Genomic DNA, 16985 nt, shown 5'->3' on the forward strand with positions numbered 1-16985 from the left:
GGGAGCCCATGACCGCATCCGCCGACCCGCGCGCCGCCGCCGCGCAGATCACCGCCACTCTCACCGGACCGGGCGGCCCGTTCGAGACGACCGTGGAAGAGGTGCTCGGCGCACCCCTGACGGTGCTGCGTCACCGCCGTGGCTCGCTGTCCGAACTGCTCGACGCCTCGACGGCCTGGGGTGACCGGGATTATCTGGTGACCGCGGACCGGCGGCTGTCCTTCGCCGAACACGCCGCTGCCGCAGGCGCTCTGGCCGGGGCGCTGGCGCAGCGGTACGGGGTGGGCAAAGGAGATCGGGTCGCGATTCTGGCCGCCAACTCGCCCGAATGGGTGCTGACGTTCTGGGCGGCGCAGTGCCTGGGCGCGATCGCGGTCGGCTACAACGCCTGGTGGGCGCAGCGCGAGATCGCCTACGGACTCGGGCACACCACGCCGAAGGTCGTCGTGGCGGATGCGAAAAGAGCCGCACTGCTGCGTGATTCGGGGTTCGACGGGCCGGTGCTGAGCATGGAGCGCGAGGTGCCCGAGCTGATCGCCGCACATGCCGGCGAGAATCCCCGCACGCCGGTCGCGCCGGACGATCCGGCGGTCGTGCTGTACACCAGCGGCACCAGCGGGCGGCCGAAGGGTGTGGTGCATTCGCATCGAAATATGGTGGCGGTCAGCGACTATCACCGTTTCACCGACGCCATGTCGGCGACGATGCGCGGACGGGAGTTCGCTGAGCCCAGCGATAAGCGCTTCCTGCTCACCTCGCCGCTGTTCCATATCGCCAGCCTGCACAATCTGGTCGTCCCGCGGCTGATCACCGGCGCCGCGGTGGTGATGCATCAGGGCTCGTTCGAGGTGGACCGGGTGCTGCGGCTGGTCGAACGGGAACGGGTCAGCAACTGGGGCGCGGTGCCGACCATGGCCGCGCGCATCCTCGAACGCGATCTGGGCGATTACGATCTGTCCTCCCTGGCGGCGCTCTCGCTCAACGCCGCACCCTCCTCCCCGGCGTTCCAGCAGCGGCTGCGCGAACGTCTGCCGGTCGCGGAGGTGGCCTTGACGACCAGTTACGGGCTCACCGAAAGCGGTACGGCCGCAACGGTTGCCACCCCGGCAGAGCTGGCCGCGTATCCCGAGACGGTGGGCCGGCCGATCCTGGGCGTCGAGGTCGAGATCCGCGATGGGGCGGGCAAGGCCGTTCCCGACGGCGTAGAGGGCGAGATCTGCGTGCGCAGCCCGTACGTGATGCTCGGCTACTGGAACGACGAGGCCGCCACCGCCGCGGCGATCGACAGCGAACGTTGGTTGCGCACCGGCGATTTCGGCACCTTCGCCGACGGTCGCCTGCACCTGTCCGGCCGACGCAGCGATCTCATTCTGCGCGGCGGGGAGAACGTGTACCCGATCGAGATCGAGAACGCCCTGGACGAACATCCCGCGGTGCTGGAGTCGGCGGTGCTCGGCGTCCCGCACGAGGATCTCGGACAGGAGGTGGCCGCGGTGGTGGTCGTCGCCGAGGTCGACGCGGTGACGCCGGAGCAGTTGCGCGCCTTCGTCGCCGAGCGCCTGGCCTACTTCAAGGTGCCGTCCCGCTGGGCGATCACCGCGGATCCGTTGCCGCGCAACGCAACCGGCAAGGTCGTGCGTCGCGAGATACATCTGTAGGTCAGCCCCGTCGCAGGTGTGCGGCCCAGGCCAGCGCGCCCAGTGCGCCGGTGTTCGCCAGGGCGCGCAGGATGTTCAGCCGCACCCACGAAGTCTCGAATTGCGCTCGCAGCGTGGCGAAGTCGCCGGTGTGTACGTCGGCCAGGCGATTGTTCAGCGGGATGTTGCCGCCGGAGGTGATCAGGAAGCTCAGCACGTTCAGCACCACCGCGGCCAGGATCCACCAGAGCACGGTGCGCTGGTCGCCACGCAGGTGCCCGAGCGCGGCCAGTGCGGTGAAGGCCACCGAGCCGAGGAAGCTCAGCATGAACACCGGATTGACGATGACCGTGTTGATCCGGTTCATCACGTCCACGAAGGTGCGGTCGTCGAGCTGGTGCAGGGCGAGCATTACCGAGCAGGCGTAGGCGTAGAACACTCCGGCCAGTAGGCCGGTCGTAATCGTCGCTGCCGCAAGGGAAATCGCGCCGAAGGTGGTGGATGTGGCGGGTGCTGTCGTGGTCATGGATCCAGTACAGCTGTTCGCGGTGCGCGTGCCCATGGCCCGGACACGCAGAAACATATGCGAGCGTCTACGCGGGCGCGCGTCAGTTCTGCCGGGGCAGTAGCTCGGCCGCGAATCGATCGATGAACTCCTCGTACGGGCGATCGCCCGTGGTGCTGATGACGAATTTGCTCAGTCCCGCCGCCAGATATCCGTCGATCAGGCGGTGCAGACCGGACCAGCCGTTCGCGATGAGTTCGCTCGGATCGATGTCCGGGCGACGGTTGCGGATCAGCGCGGCCCGCTCGGGTGCGATGCCGTCCTCGGCGAGGAATACGGTGATGCCGTAGTGGTCGTCCTCGATCTCCCGACCGGCCTGCGCGGCGGCGGACCGGATGGTCTCACGGGCGCGTCCGGCCTCGGCCGGGGTCAGGAAGCTGCCGAGCCAGCCGTCGGCGAGGCGGCCCACCCGCCGCAATCCCGCGGGTGCCGAACCGCCGAGCCAGATGTCCAGCGGCCGTGCCGGGCGCGCCTCGAGCCCCTCGCCGTCGAGTGTGAAGAACTCGCCCGCGAAGTCCACTCGCTCCTTGTCCAGCACCTCGCGCAACAGTCGCAGCGATTCGTCGAATACCGCCGCCCGCTTGCCCTGCGGCACCGGGAACAGTTCGTGTTCGGCGGGTTGCGCGGGTCGCAGACCGAAGACGGGCAGCACGCGTTTGGGGGCGAGCGCCGCCAGCGTGGCCAGTTGTTTGGCCACCAGAACCGGATGCCGCCCCGGCAGAATCGCCACCGAGGTCCCCACCTTCAGCCGCGTCGTCCGCGAGAGCGCGAACGCCATCCCGACCGTCGGATCCACGGCTTTCGAGTACACGAGTTCCGGCAGCCACAGCGAGTCCACCCCGGTCTCCTCCAACCGGTCCACGAACCCCGCGAAACGCGCCGGATCACTCCCGACCCCCGCGGCCACCCCGAATCGAACTTTCATCCGCACCTCCTCCGCCGAACTCATTCGGTGCCAACCCGAAACCGGCCGCCGTACATTCCCCGCGGGCGCGATCACGTCCGGCCCGGCCGGTCACGGGCTGTCTCCCCGGGAAAGCAGCCCGCTGATCGGCGGCCGACCCGGCGAGCGGCGGGCGTCGCCCGTACTCGGCGAAGCGATCGTGGGACGACGATCCCTGCCGTGGAATCGGGCAGGCTCGACTCGACGCACCGCGGTGAAGGCTAGGGTGCGATCGTGCAGCGATTCGAGGCGAGGATCGAGCCCGCGCGGGGTGGTGGTGCGTTCGTACCGGTACCCGCGGAGGTGATCGACGCGCTGGGCGGTGGCGGGCGCATACCGGTGCGGGCGACGTTCGACGGGATCGAGTACACCGGTTCGATCGCGTCGATGGGTGCAGGCCCCTGCCTGGGCATACGCAAGGACATCCGCGCCGCACTGCACAAGACCCCCGGCGACACGGTCGTGGTAACCGTCGAGCGAGACACCGCCGAACGCACCGTCGAAATCCCCGAAGACCTGGCCGCGGCACTCGTCGAAGCGAACCTGCGCGCCCGCTTCGACGCCCTCTCCTACAGCCGCCGCCGCGAATACGTCACCGCCGTCACCGAAGCCAAACGCACCGAAACACGGATTCGCCGCATCGAGAAGACGATCGAGGCATTGCGGTAGTCCGGACCTTCGTCACCGGCAGAAGCGCGTCGGGTGGGTGAAAAGCCATGTCACGATGACGATTCCGGTCACGACCGTTGCTTCTCGTCAGTTGCCGCTAGGGCGTTCAGCGGGGCCATGTCGAAATAGTCGCGCCAGGCGGCGATCTTGCCGTCGCGGATCTCGAAGCTGCCCATGACCGGGAGCTCGATCTTGTTCTCGCCGATGGTGAAACGGTCGGTGCGCTCGTTGAGTACCGTTGTGCCGACTTCGGCCTGGTGGTGGATGTCGAAGTCGATATTGCCGAAGCCGCCGATGAATCCGCGCAGGAATTCCAGGATGGCCGGTTTCCCGGTCAGCGGGGGCATCGGGATGTTGTGGTAGACCGCGTCGTCGGTGAAGTACTCGACGATGGATTCCGGTGTGCCGGTGCGCCATTCGGCACAGAATTCGGTGACGAGTTCGCCGGGTGTGGTCATGTGGTCCTCCTGATTTCTAGAACGCGTTTCTCCGATGCCGATCTCGCTCGGCGGACGCAACCCCCCCGGTTCAGTCCGGCAGGGGCAGGAATTCGACCGACGTTCCGTTCTCGGCATGGGCGGGGACGATCACCAGGCCGTCGCGGTCGAGCAGGCCCGCCAAGTGGGCGGTGCGGATGCCAGGGTCGCCGGTCCAGCCGCCTTCGGGGGCGGCGCGGGCGGGCACGATGCGCGGGACGGGGCCGGAGATGTCGGCGGCGTTGTGCAGCGGACCGGTGATCGCGCGGCGGGGCGGGCGTCCGGTGAGACCCTCGATGATCGCGGGAGCCAATGTGAGCAGGGTTGCCACTGCCGCGAACGGATTTCCGGGCAGTCCCAGGATTGCTGTCCCACTGCGGGTTTCGGCCACGACGGTAGATCCGCCGGGGCGCAGCCGCAATCGGTGCACCGGCAGGTGGGCTCCGGTGCGTTCCAGCGATGCGCGCAGCTGGTCGGCCGCGCCGCCTCCGGTCGCGCCGACGATCACCAGCAGTTCACAGTCGACGGCCTGCGCCAGCACCTCGTCGAAACCGTTCGCGGTGTCGCGCAGGTGGACCCGGTCCAAGGAACGAATGCCACACCAGGACAACAGATCCGGCAGGACCGGGCCGATCGAGTCGCGGGTCTGCCCGGTGTGCAGCGGGCCCTCGCTGCGAATCTCGTCGCCCGTCATGACGATTCGCGCGTGCACGGGCCCGTGCACCAGTCCCTCGTACACCTCGGCCGCCGCGGCGACCGACAGTAGTGCGGGCGAGACCGGAGTGCCCGCCGGAGCCAGCGCATCGCCGGGTCGCCAGTCCTCGCCGCGGCGGCGGATGTCGTCGCGAATCGGGGTGTCCGGCAAGCGATGTAGTCCGTCGGCATCGGCGCGGACGAATTCGTCGCGCACCACCGCCTCGGTGCCCTCGGGGATGTGCGCGCCGGTGGCGATCCGAACCGCCTCCCCGGCGCGCAGTCCGGCGGGACGTTCCCCACCGGCGAACCCGATATCGCGCCGCACCCGCCACGGCTCGGGCCCGGACACCGCGTAGCCGTCCATCGCCGAGACGTCGAATCGCGGCAGCGCCTCGGCGGCGGTCAACGGTTCGGCCAGGATCGCGCCCGCCGCCCGGCTGAGCGTGACACGTCGGGAAGGCAGCCGGGACAACTTGTGGCGCACAACATTTCGCGCCTGATCGAGTGAGAGTGGCGCGGCCTGCGCGCGGGCTCGGGCGATATCGTCAGGGGTGTCGCAATCGGTGACGTCCGTCAATGGCATCAGCAGCGCGTGTTCGGGAATCAGAGCCTTCATCGGCTGATTGACCGGCGCGTCGAGCCGTTCGATGCCATTTTGCAGCGTGGTGCGCCGCCACACCCCGACCAGATATTGCGGACGCCCGGACTCGTCGGCGGCGAAAACCGCATCGGCTCCGGATTCGACGGCGCGGGCGATCAGGGCATCCACTGCCGCGGCGGTCAGGAACGGCATATCCGCAGCCAGCACGACCATCAGATCGGCGGGAAAATCACAGTCCGCCAACGCTTTCAGTCCGGTCGAGATCGCGGCCACCGGACCGGACCCGGCCGGAATCTCCTGCACCTGCCGAATATCCGGGCCCAGATCCGGCCGGTGCGGTCCCACCACCACCGTGCGGATACATGCGGCCACCGCACCGATGGCGGCCTCCAGCATCGATTGCCCGCCGACGACGATCGCCGGTTTGTCCACCCCGCCCATTCGGCTGGCCCGCCCTCCGGCCAGCACGATCGCGTCCACGGTGGTCACGATCGTTCACCCGCGCGGTAGTCCATGCGCCGATCGTAGTTCGTCCGGTCGGCAGGGCCGCGTCACAGCGGCGCCTCGGCGATACGCACGGGCAGATGATCTCCCACCGGTGTGCCGCTGCGCCGTCCCGTCGGCCCGGATCGATGACGCCGTGCCCGTGGGGCCGTGCGGCTCAGGAGGATTCTGCGAGACCGTCCATCGTCGGGGCCTGATCGATTCGGCACGCCCGGCCGCGCATGCCGCTGGTCGTCGCCGCGTTGCGGTGGGGCCCATGGCCAGTGCGGGAGGCGGCTGTGCGGCGCGCGCGTGTATGTGTTCAGTCCTGGTGGGGGCGCAGGAGCCGGAACTCGTAGGTTTCCGGGTCGGCCAGGATGATCGGCGGGGTGGCGGAGTCGGTGGGGCCGGGTGTGCGTGCCCCGGCGGCGCACAGCCGCTCGATCTCGCGGGCCGGGTCGTCGGTGGGGAAGGGGACGAGGTCCAGGTGCAGGTGACCGGGATTCTTCGGATCATGGTGTGTCTGCAGGAATTCCAGCCAGGGGCCCTGTTCGGTGGCCGAGCGGATACCCGCGTAGCGATTGCGTTCGTGAGTGATCGGCCAACCGGAGGCGGTCGACCAGAACGTAGCCAGTCGCGACGGGTCCGTGGTGTCGACGACGATGGCGGCGACCGCGCCGGTGTCGATGTACTCCTCGCGCGGTTCCAGCACGCAGAATTCGTTGCCCTCCGGATCGGCGAGCACGACCCAGGGCACCGCACCCTGGCCGATGTCGATCCGTCGCGCCCCCAGGGACAACGCCCGATCCACCTGTACGACTTGATGATCCAGCGACTGACTGGCCAGATCCAGATGGATGCGGTTCTTCCCGACCTTGGGCGTCCGGGCGGGCACGAAGCTCAGCGCGACGTCGAGCGCATCCGGGTCAGGTGCGGCCACGTCGACCTCACCGGCCCGGTCGAGGGTCACCTGCCACCCCAGCAACTCGGCCCAGAACCGGGCCACCTGACGCGGACTCGCCACGTCGAACACCACGCACGCCAGCCGGGTGGACATGACTCAACGGTAGCTTCCGCACCCCGGCTCGCGGGTGGATTCGCCCGGTTCGCGAGGTGTCCGGGCGCGTCCCTCAGTCCGGGAATCGGTGTCGCGCGGCCGCCATATCCACTCGATCCCCGCGGATCGGGCAGCCTTCCAGGGCGAGCCGGGACAGCTGCTGATGCACCAGATGCGGTGCGGGCGACCCGTCGGCCCGCAGCACCCGATGCCAGGGGAGATCGGCGGCATCGGTGCGCATGATCCATCCGACCGTGCGCGGGGTGGACAATCCGGCCGCGGCCGCGATATCGCCGTAGGTACTCACCCGACCCGGCGGAATGGCCGCGACCAGCTCACGCACCCGCTCGATCTGCGCATCGGTGGTCGGCACGTCAGCACCCGGGCCCGGACACGGCGGCCGTCACCCCGAACGGACCGAGTTTCGGCCGGACACCGATGCGATGAACCTGCGGCATGAGCACCGCCCCATTGTGCCCGGCCGCACCGACAAGGTTCGATGCCGTGTTTTCCGGCCGCCCCGGCGATGCGGTGAGCCGGTGGTTCTGCGAGGATTCACGCCGCTGGGACGGGGCGACCGCGCGCCGGATGATTGCTCTCGGGACGGGCGTGAATCACGGTTCGACGCCATTGCGGCGCACGGACACCAATCGATCGTGGGCTGATCGGATTCGCGGACATGGGCTGCGTATGGCGCACGGGGGAATCGGATTCGCGCTGCTGCCGCGGGTCTCGGACGAGGTGCGCGGCAGTCGGGCGAATTCGTCTCGCGGCTGGTTCGGGTAACTCGGCAGGCCGATCACGGGACGGATACACATGTCTCGGACCTGGCGATTTGCTGCGGCGAAATTATTTCTGTCGGCCTCGTCTGTTGAAATAGCGGTCGTGATGCGATCGGATAGCCCGGTGCGATTGGTGCGCCGTGGCGAGACGGCCCCCCGCCCGCGGGAATGGGGCGCCGACGTCCGGATGCTGTTCGCGGGTGGTGCGGGCGCGGATCCGGGCTGGCGGCCCTGGCAGGTGCTGGGCGGGCCGGGCACGGGTAAGACCTCGCTGCTGATCGATATCGCCGCCGACCGGATCGCCGCGAGTGCGGATCCGGAGTCGATCCTGCTGCTCACCCATTCGAAACAGGCCGCGCTGCGCGTGCGCAACGCCATCACCCGGCAAGTCTCGGCCGCCGCCGAGGAGACCGTCGGCGGTGTGCCGGGGGCGACGCGCGAGCCGCTGGTGCGCACCGTGCACTCCTACGCGTTCGCGATAGTGCGTATGCAGGCCGAGTTGAACGGCAATCCGCCGCCCCGGCTGCTGACCGGCGCGGAACAGGACGTCGTGCTGCGCGAGATGCTGCGCGGCGAACTGGAGGACATCCAGGCCGGTCCCGGCGGCCCGTACGGCGGTGCGATGGATCTGTGGCCGCAGCGCCTGCATCCGGCCCTGGGCACCCTCGGATTCGCCGAGCAGCTGCGCGATCTGATGTTGCGTGCCACCGAACGTGGCCTGGGGCCCGAGGATCTGGTCGACCTGGGGCGCATGCACGAGCGTCCGGAATGGGAGGCCGCCGGACGTTTCGCCGAGCGCTACGAGCAGGCCATGCTGTTGCGCTGGTCGGTCGGTATCGAGGCGCCGGAAGCGAGTGCGCCCGCCCTCGATGCCGCGGAACTGGTCGGCGCGGCCCTGGACGCTCTCGCGATGGAACCCCGCCTGCTCGACGCCGAACGCGCCCGCATCCACGGTCTGCTCGTGGACGACGCCCAGCATCTGGATCCGCTTGCGGCGCAACTGATTCGTGTGATCGGGGGAGGCGGTGCGACGACGGTGATCGCCGGCGATCCCGATCAGGCCGTCTACACCTTCCGTGGTGCGGATCCGCAGTTCCTCACCGATCTGGAGACGCGGCCCGAGCGTCGAATCCTGCTGCGGGACAACCATAGGGCCGCCCCGGTCGTCGACGAGGCGGTTGCCCGGATTCGCGACCGTATGCCGGGCCGAGCGGCACACCGGCACACCTCTTCGGGGGAAATGCGTGCCCCCGAGAAGAATTCACCGGCACATCTCGATGCGGCGGCATTCCCGGCGGAGCCGAGCGTTGCGGTGGCCGATACCGAGGGCGTCGAACACCAGGACGCGAATTTCACGGTGCAGGTGCTGACGACTCCGGCGAAGGAGGCGGCGTTGATCGCCGACCATCTGCGTCGCGCGCATCTGACCGGCGGCGTGCCCTGGTCTCGGATGGCGGTCGTGGTGCGGTCGGTCCCGCTGTCGCTGGCCCCGCTGCGCCGCGCTCTGCTGTCCGCCGGAGTCCCTGTGCTGCAACCGAAACCGGATGTGCCATTGGCCCGGCGTCGCGGGGCCGGATGGATGCTGCTGGCCCTGCGTGCCCTGCTCGCCGCGACCCGGGACCGCCCCGACCTGTTCACCGAGGACGACGCCCTCGATCTGCTCACCGGCCCCCTGGGCGGAGCCGACCAGATCAGCCTTCGCCGTCTGCGTCGCGGTATCCGCCGCACCATCCTGGAACGCAGCCGCCGCGAGGACCCGTCCGATCCGTGGGCCGCCGCTGGTCGGCAACCCCCGCCGGAACCAGGCGATGCCGACAGTTCTGAACTGTCGAATTACGGTGCCGCACATGACGGCGGCAAGGCAGCCGGAGCGGATTCCGGACAGGGTGACGGCACATCGGGACGCGCGGTCTCCGGTGACCTCGATGATGAGACTCTCGAACGCTCCGGCCTGTCCGAGGTGCGCACGACGGCCGCATCGGGTGCCGACGCCGATTCCCGCGGTCTGCCGAGTCGGCGTGGGAAGGCAACCGACACCGCTGACGAACTCGAATTCGACGGCGACACCATGGATTCCGATCGGTTCGCGGATCTGGATCGGTCCTCCGCGCAGGTGCTGCGGGATCTGATCGTCGGGGCCGGTGACGCGTCGATGCTGGAACGGCTGACCGACGTGGAATCCGTGCCGCTGCGGCGGGTGCTGACCGCGGTGCGGCGGGCGGACAAGGCATTGCGGCGTGGGGCCGGGCTCGAGGATGTGCTGTGGGCGTTGTGGACGGCCTCGCGTCTGGAGCGACGCTGGGTCGGGCAGTCCGAGCGCGGTGGTGCGGGCGCGCTGCAGGCCGATCGCGATCTGGACGCCGCGGTCGGATTGTTCGATGCGGCCGCGGCCTACGTGGATCGGCTGCCTCGGGCGACCGTCGAGGGATTCGTGGAATATCTGGAGCAGCAGGAGATTCCGCAGGATTCGGCCCCGGTCACCGATCCGGGTGGTGCGGTCGCGATCGTCAGCGCGCATACCGCGGCGGGCCGGGAATGGGATGTGGTCGCCGTCGCCGGTGTGCAGGAGGGGATCTGGCCGAATCTGCGGCCGCGCGGCACCCTGCTCGGGGTCGAGGATCTGGTGGATCTTCTTGCCGGAGTTGGCTTTCCGGGTGAACAGCTGAGTCGCTCCGCGCCCATTCTGGCCGAGGAGCGGCGGCTGCTGTTGCTCGCGTGCAGCCGGGCCCGGCGCTCGCTGCTGGTCACGGCCGTCGAATCCGTGTCGGGCGATCGTGATCTGGTGCCCTCGCGCTTCCTGGCCGAACTCGATGCCAACGCCGGCTCAGGTGAGCTGGGCCGTATCCCGCCACCGGTCGACCCCGGACGGGCCCTGGTCATGCAGGCGCTGATCGCCGAACTGCGCACGGTGGCATGCGATCCCGAGGACACTCCGCAACGTCGCGAGCGCGCGGCGCGCCAGCTCGCCCGGCTGGCCCGCGCCCGGGTTCGCGGCGCACATCCCGACGACTGGTACGGCGCCGCCGAACTCAGCTCACAACTGCCGCTGTGGGGTCAGGACGAGGGGCCGGTCGCGCTGTCCCCCTCCACGGTCGAACTGCTCGAGACCTGCCCGCTGCGCTGGGCCCTGGAACGGCACGGCGGCAGCGACGGGGAGAATCCCTATGCGGTGAAGGGAAATCTGGTACACACCCTGGTTCAGGCGCTGGCCGGGCAGGTCACCGAGGCCGACGTCAAGGCGGCGCTGGTGCGCGCGTGGAAGGCGGTGGATCCGAGTTCGGACGACAACGGCCCGCACAGCTGGCATTCCCGCTTGGATCTGCGCCGCACCGAGACGATGCTGGACACCTTCATGGCCTGGCTGCGCAACACCCGCACCGAACTCACCCAGCTGGGTGTGGAGGTGCCCGTCGACTGTGTGCTGCCCGCCCGCACCGCCGACGAGTATCCGGTGCGCATCCGCGGCCGGGTGGACCGGGTGGAGCGGGATGCGCTGGGACGCTTCGTGATCGTCGACGTGAAGACCGGTAAGACGCCCATCTCCAAACAGGCCGCCCAGAACCACGCCCAGCTGGCGACCTATCAGGTGGCGGCTGCGGCGGGGGCCCTGGACGACGCCGGCACGGATCCGCAGCCCGGTGGGGCGCGCCTGGTCTACGTCGCCAAACCCAGCGCCAAGGAGGGCGCCGCGCAGCGATTGCAGACCGCCCTGGACGACGAGTCGATCCAGCAGTGGCGCAACACCATTCACGATGCCGCCGCGGCGACCCGCGGCCCGAGTTATCTGGCCGTCCGCAATGACGGCTGCCGCCACTGCACGGTCGCGGGCAGCTGCCCGGTTCAGGATTCGGGGCGCCAGGTGACCGAGGAGTGAGCGTGCCCGGCGAGCGGACCGGTCGTCGCGGCATCACGCCGTGGCAGCTGGCCGACGCGCTCGGGCTGCCGCCGCCGACCGACGAGCAGGCCGCGGTGATCGCCGCACCGCCCGGCCCGACGCTGGTGGTCGCGGGCGCGGGCGCGGGCAAGACCGAGACGATGGCCGCCCGCGTGGTGTGGATGGTCGCCAACGGTCTGGTCGTCCCCGATGCGGTGCTCGGCCTGACCTTCACCCGCAAGGCCGCGCAGCAGTTGACCACGCGTATCCGCACCCGGCTCGCACGGCTGGCCGGATCGCCGCTGCTGCGCGAGATCGATACGACCGGACGACTGCGCGGCCTGCTGACCGGGTCGGAACCGGAGATCAGCACCTACCACTCGTATGCGGGCCGCCTGCTCGGCGAGTACGGACTGCTGTTGCCGGTCGAGCCGACCGCGACGCTGCTGACCGAGACGCAGCTGTGGCAGCTGGCCCACCGGGTGGTCAGTACCTGGGACGGTGATCTGGAGACCCAGCGCACTCCGGTATCGGTCACCGAGGCCGTGCTCGCGCTCGCCGGGCAGCTGGCCGAACATCTGGTGGAACCCGAGCAACTCGTGCAGGCGCACACCGAGCTGGAGAAGCTGGTCTACACGCTGCCGAAGGGGCCGCGCCAACGCGGCGGGCCGAGTCAGGATCTACAGAACATCATCGCCGTGCAGACCGAACGCGTGGCGCTGCTGCCGCTGGTGCGCCGCCTGGCCGAGGAGTTGCGCCGCCGGGGCGCACTGGATTTCGGCTCGCAGATGTCACTGGCCGCCCGCCTGGCCGCGGAACATCCGGAGGTGGGCGCCGCCGAGCGCGGTCGGCTCGGGGTGGTGCTGCTCGACGAGTACCAGGACACCGGTCACGCGCAGCGCATTCTGCTCGCGGCGTTGTTCGGCGATCCGGACGCGGAGGGTGCACCGGCTGCTCACGAGTCGAATTTCCCTGGTGCGGAGAATGATTCCCTCGGTCCCGAGAGATCGCGGCTGGCGGTCACCGCGGTGGGCGATCCGATGCAGTCCATCTACGGCTGGCGCGGCGCGTCGGCGGCCAATCTGCCTCGTTTCGCGACCGATTTCCCCAGTGCGCCGGGCATTCCCGCGCCGATTCTGCCGCTGCTGACCAGCTGGCGCAATCCGCCCGAGGCGCTGGATCTGGCGAATCTGGTCGCCGAACCGCTGCGGCACACCGAGGGCGGGGTGAGCGTCGACGCGTTGCGGCCCAGGCCCGGCGCGGTCCCGGGTGCGGTGGCCCTCGCGCTCACCGAAACCGTTGCCGACGAACGGGAATGGATCGCCGAGCGGATCGCCGCGGAGTGGGAGGCGTATGCCGACGCCGGTGCCGCCCCGCCGACATCGGCGGTGCTGGTGCGCCGCAACGCCGATGCGGCTCCGCTCGCGGAAGCGTTGCGCGAGCGGGGATTACCGGTGGAGATCGTCGGTCTGGGCGGATTGCTGGCCACACCCGAGGTCGCCGACGTGGTCGCCACCCTGCGCCTGATCGCCGATCCCGCGGCCGGAAGTGCGGCGATGCGCATCCTGACCGGGGCACGCTGGCGCATCGGGGTCACCGATCTGGCCGCGCTGGCGCGTCGCGCGCGGGATCTGTCCATCACCCGTCCGCAAGAACAGGCCGCCGTGATCACCGATACCGCGGCCCTGGCCGAGGCGTTGCACACCGTCGCCCCCGAACCCGCCGAACGCGCCGGCTTGGCCGATGCGATCGCCGATCCCGGTGCGCCGGAACAGTATTCGGAGCCCGGATTTCGGCGGATCGAGGCATTGGGGCAGGAATTGGCCGCCCTGCGCGAACGCGGCGGGCAGTCGCTGCCCGAACTGGTCGCCGATGTGGAGCGGACCATCGGGGTCGGGGTGGAGACCCAGGCGCGTCGCGCGGCGGCGGGCGGTGGCGCGGGGCGCGAACATCTGGACGCCTTCGCCGAGGTCGTCGCCGGTTATGCGAGCGATCACCGGGCGAACCTGACCGGTCTGTTGACCTTTCTCGCCGCGGCCGAGGAGGTCGAGAACGGTTTGGAGCCGGGCGAAGTCGAGGTCGCCCGCGATCGCGTGCAGGTGCTGACCGTGCACGCCGCCAAGGGCCTGGAATGGGAGGTGGTGGCCGTTCCGCACGTCGTGCGCTCGGTCTTCCCCTCGGGCGCCGCGGCCGGAACCTGGCTCGGTGCGCTCGCCGAGCTGCCCACCTCGCTACGCGGCGACCGGCAGCGCGAGGACGCCCGCGACGGTGTGCCGGTCCTGGACCTGTCCGGCCTCTACGACCGCGCCGATCTGGAACGCGCCATCAAGGAACACAAGGATGCGCTCGCCCGTCGCCGGATCGACGAGGAACGCCGGCTGTTCTACGTCGCGCTCACCAGAACCGAACGCGCCCTGTTCGTTTCGGCACACCACTGGGCCGAGACCGGGTCCTTGCCCAAGGGCCCCTCGGACTTCCTGCTCGAGCTGAAACACGCCACCGAGGTTCCCGGCGCCGACCTGGCCACCGCCGTCCGCATCGACCGCTGGGATCAGGCCCCGCCCCCCGACGCGGTCAACCCGTTCACCGACGATCCGGCCAGCGCGACCTGGCCCCGTGACCCCCTCGGCAAACGCCGCACCGCACTGGAATCGGGTGCGACGCTGGTGCGAGACTCGCTCGCGGACCTGCCGCCCGAAAGTGAACTCACCAACCAGGTTGCCTCCGGCGACAACCGAGCTTCCGAATCGACCGGCCCTGCTGGGCAATTGGCTCTCTTCGCCGATCCGGACGATTTTCCGGACGACGCGGAATCACCCGAATTCGCCACCGGCGATGCGGATTTCGCCGATGACCCCGATGATCCCGAGGGCTGGTCCGCCGACGTGGACGCGCTGCTCGCCGAGCATTTCGCCGCCGCCGACCCGATCACAGAGGTGGAGCTGCCCGAACAGATGCCCGCCACGTCGCTGGTGGAGTTGCGGGCGGATCCGGCGAAACTGGCTGCCCGGCTGCGGCGTCCGCTGCCGTATCCGCCGAGTCCGTTCGCGCGCCGAGGCACCGCGTTCCACGCCTGGTTGCAGCGTTGGTTCGGGGCCGATCAGCTGCTGGACCTGGACGTACTGTCCGGCATGGAGGATCCGGAGGAGGTCGACGCCGAACTCACCCGGCTGCAGGAGGCGTTCCTGTCCTCGTCCTGGGCCAATCGCAATCCGGTCGAGGTCGAGGTCGCCTTCGAGACTTCCGTTGCGGGAACGCTCATTCGGGGCCGGATGGACGCGGTCTTCGCCGAATCCGGTGGCCGCTGGCTGGTGGTGGACTGGAAGACCGGCGCGGAACCGACCCGCGCACAGGAGCATTCGGTGGCGATGCAGCTGGCGGTCTATCGCCTGGCCTGGGCTCGCCTGATGGCCGCCCGCACCGGCGCACCCGAAGCCGAGATGCTCGAAAGAATCAGTGCCGCATTCCATTACGTCCGCACGGGCCGCACCATTGCCCCGCCGGACCTGCCCGGCCCCGCCGAACTCGCCGCGCTGATCACCGCGACTCCGCTCGCCGGAACCACCGACGAGGACGAGCCCGGAGAGTGAATCGCCCGTCCCGGTGTGTGATTCGCGGCGGGCTCAGGCGGTGCGGCTGATCTTCAGCGCCGTGGTCACCATCGGGATCTGCATGGGCAGGCGGAGTACCGAGATGATCTTGATCGGCAGCGGGGCCTTCGGGTTGCCCAGCGAGTCCGCGGTGAACTTGACGTTGGCCGGGAAGACCGCGATGAACAGTGCGGCAGCCAGCAGTCCGCCCAGGCGGCGGGTGCGCGGCAGGGCCAGGGCCAGGCCGACCGCGATCTCGGCGACACCGGACAGGTAGGTGTAGGTGCGGGCCTTGCCGGGCAGGGCGCCGGGCACGATCGAGTCGAACGGTTTCGGCGCCACGAAATGCAGTGTGCCGACACCGAACAGCAGCGCGATCAGCAGATAGAGGCGGCCGGGCCGCGCCGGGGATTGCTCGTTCATGCGGACCACTGTTCCATCCGTGCGCCGATCCCGTCGAGTGGGTCGTGGAACGGTACGCTGCGGTGCGTGTGGCGCACGCGAGGGGATGGTGAGTTCGATGTTCGGTGAGCAGCCCTCGCCCGGATTGCCGCGACTCAACGACCGGCCCGATTACAAGCTCGTCGGTATTCTGCGTATCCCGGAACTGCAGTCCAGCCCGTGGGCCGCGCTGGTGCGCCGGGTGGCGCTGGCACTCGGCATGCTGGCCCTCGCGACGGCGGTGGTGTACTTCGGCCGTGACGGTTATCACGACAGCCGCGGCACCCGGCTGGGCCTGCTGGATGCGGCGTACTACTCGACGGTCTCGCTGTCGACCACGGGCTACGGTGACATCACGCCCTATACCGCGCACGCCCGGCTGATCAATACGATCGTCATCACGCCACTGCGCATCCTGTTCCTGATCGTGCTGGTCGGCACCACCCTGCAGGTGCTGACCGATCGATCCCGGCAGGCGTTCAAGATTCAGCGATGGAGGCACAGGGTGCGCAATCACACCGTGGTCGTCGGATACGGAACCAAGGGCCGCACCGCGGTGGACGCGATCCTCGGTGACGGTGTACCCGCCGCGCAGATCGTGGTCGTCGACGTCGATCCGGCGGCGCTCGAGGCCGCGTCGAACGCGGGACTGGTGACGGTGACCGGGTCGGCCACGCGCTCGGATGTGCTGCGGCTGGCCGGAGTTCAGCACGCGTCCGCGATCGTGGTCGCGGCCAATCGCGACGATACGTCCGTGCTGGTCACGCTCACCGCCCGCGAACTCAACAAGACGGCCAAGATCATCGCCTCGATCCGGGAATCGGAGAACGCGCATCTGCTGCGTCAGTCCGGCGCGGACTCGGTCGTGGTCTCCTCGGAGACGGCGGGCCGTCTGCTCGGCGTCGCCACCATCACCCCCAGCGTGGTCGACATGATCGAGGATCTGCTGACCCCGGAGGTGGGTTTCGCCGTCGCCGAACGCGAGGTCGATGCCGACGAGGTCGGCGGTTCACCACGTCATCTGCGCGACACGGTGCTGGGCGTCGTGCGCGAGGATCGCCTCATCCGCGCCGACGAGCCCGAGGTGGACGCACTGGAGCCCGGCGACAAACTGCTGTACATCCACCGCGCGCACAAGCAGTAGTTCGCCGAGCTGTTCGCTGCCGCCTCG

The 16985-nt window shown here is 69.6% G+C and carries 12 protein-coding genes and 1 pseudogene; 5 read left to right on the top strand and 8 right to left on the bottom strand.

Translation table 11 applies throughout. The features are described 5' to 3' along the window. The first annotated feature begins 8 nt into the window (after positions 1-8). Positions 9-1658, top strand: coding sequence for a steroid-24-oyl-CoA synthetase (gene casG, locus K7711_RS41440; protein ID WP_222977603.1), 1650 nt, complete (start codon positions 9-11; stop codon positions 1656-1658). A 1-nt stretch (position 1659) separates the two neighbouring features. Here the strand turns inward: casG and K7711_RS41445 are convergent, their stop codons facing one another. Both K7711_RS41445 and K7711_RS41450 read right to left on the bottom strand, forming a co-directional pair. Further along, complete coding sequence (locus tag K7711_RS41445; protein ID WP_222977605.1) at positions 1660-2163, bottom strand: anthrone oxygenase family protein; 504 nt, start codon at positions 2161-2163, stop codon at positions 1660-1662. 82 nt (positions 2164-2245) lie between these two features. Beyond that, the gene (locus tag K7711_RS41450; RefSeq protein ID WP_222977607.1) at positions 2246-3127 is read right to left on the bottom strand and encodes a TIGR03854 family LLM class F420-dependent oxidoreductase; all 882 of its coding nucleotides are present in this window, start codon (positions 3125-3127) and stop codon (positions 2246-2248) included. Between the two features lie 252 nt (positions 3128-3379). Here K7711_RS41450 and K7711_RS49150 point away from each other — a divergent pair, with 252 nt between their 5' ends. After that, on the top strand, positions 3380-3814 hold the full coding sequence (locus K7711_RS49150) for a YdeI/OmpD-associated family protein (RefSeq protein WP_222977609.1): 435 nt from the start codon (positions 3380-3382) through the stop codon (positions 3812-3814). A 68-nt stretch (positions 3815-3882) separates the two neighbouring features. Here K7711_RS49150 and K7711_RS41460 read toward each other — a convergent pair whose 3' ends face one another. From K7711_RS41460 to K7711_RS41475, 5 genes and pseudogenes are all read right to left on the bottom strand, one after another. After that, on the bottom strand, positions 3883-4272 hold the full coding sequence (locus K7711_RS41460) for a limonene-1,2-epoxide hydrolase family protein (protein WP_222977611.1): 390 nt from the start codon (positions 4270-4272) through the stop codon (positions 3883-3885). Positions 4273-4342: 70 nt separating this feature from the next. Continuing rightward, positions 4343-6076 (bottom strand): NTP transferase domain-containing protein, encoded by a 1734-nt coding sequence (locus K7711_RS41465; protein ID WP_222977614.1) that lies wholly within the window; start codon positions 6074-6076, stop codon positions 4343-4345. Positions 6077-6392: 316 nt separating this feature from the next. Then, entirely contained in the window at positions 6393-6782 is a 390-nt protein-coding gene (locus tag K7711_RS49575) for a VOC family protein (protein ID WP_443678117.1), read from the bottom strand. Continuing rightward, positions 6762-7127: pseudogene (locus K7711_RS49580) on the bottom strand (VOC family protein); the annotation flags it as partial. The pseudogene K7711_RS49580 and the gene K7711_RS49575, both read right to left, overlap by 21 nt. Before the next feature lie 73 nt (positions 7128-7200). Continuing rightward, a complete protein-coding gene (locus K7711_RS41475; protein ID WP_222977618.1) occupies positions 7201-7500 on the bottom strand; it encodes an MGMT family protein in 300 nt (99 codons plus the stop codon). A gap of 515 nt (positions 7501-8015) precedes the next feature. On the opposite strand from K7711_RS41475, the gene K7711_RS41480 reads away from it, so the two are divergent. Both K7711_RS41480 and K7711_RS41485 read left to right on the top strand, forming a co-directional pair. Further along, positions 8016-11783, top strand: coding sequence for an ATP-dependent DNA helicase (locus K7711_RS41480; RefSeq protein ID WP_222977803.1), 3768 nt, complete (start codon positions 8016-8018; stop codon positions 11781-11783). Further along, positions 11780-15373, top strand: coding sequence for an ATP-dependent helicase (locus K7711_RS41485; RefSeq protein ID WP_222977620.1), 3594 nt, complete (start codon positions 11780-11782; stop codon positions 15371-15373). Before K7711_RS41480 ends, K7711_RS41485 begins: the two co-directional genes overlap by 4 nt. Positions 15374-15406: 33 nt before the next feature. On the opposite strand, the gene K7711_RS41490 is transcribed toward K7711_RS41485, so the two are convergent. Then, positions 15407-15796 carry a DoxX family protein gene (locus K7711_RS41490; RefSeq protein ID WP_222977622.1) on the bottom strand — a complete coding sequence of 130 codons (390 nt, stop codon included), beginning with the start codon at positions 15794-15796 and terminating at the stop codon, positions 15407-15409. A gap of 97 nt (positions 15797-15893) precedes the next feature. Between K7711_RS41490 and K7711_RS41495 the strand changes: the two genes are divergently transcribed. Further along, positions 15894-16958: a potassium channel family protein gene (locus K7711_RS41495; RefSeq protein WP_051193574.1), complete on the top strand. Its 1065-nt coding sequence runs from the start codon at positions 15894-15896 to the stop codon at positions 16956-16958. The last annotated feature ends 27 nt before the right edge of the window (positions 16959-16985 follow it).

Origin of the sequence: Nocardia coffeae, assembly GCF_019890715.1 — a bacterium.
In the GTDB taxonomy this organism is placed as follows: Bacteria; Actinomycetota; Actinomycetes; order Mycobacteriales; family Mycobacteriaceae; genus Nocardia; species Nocardia jiangxiensis.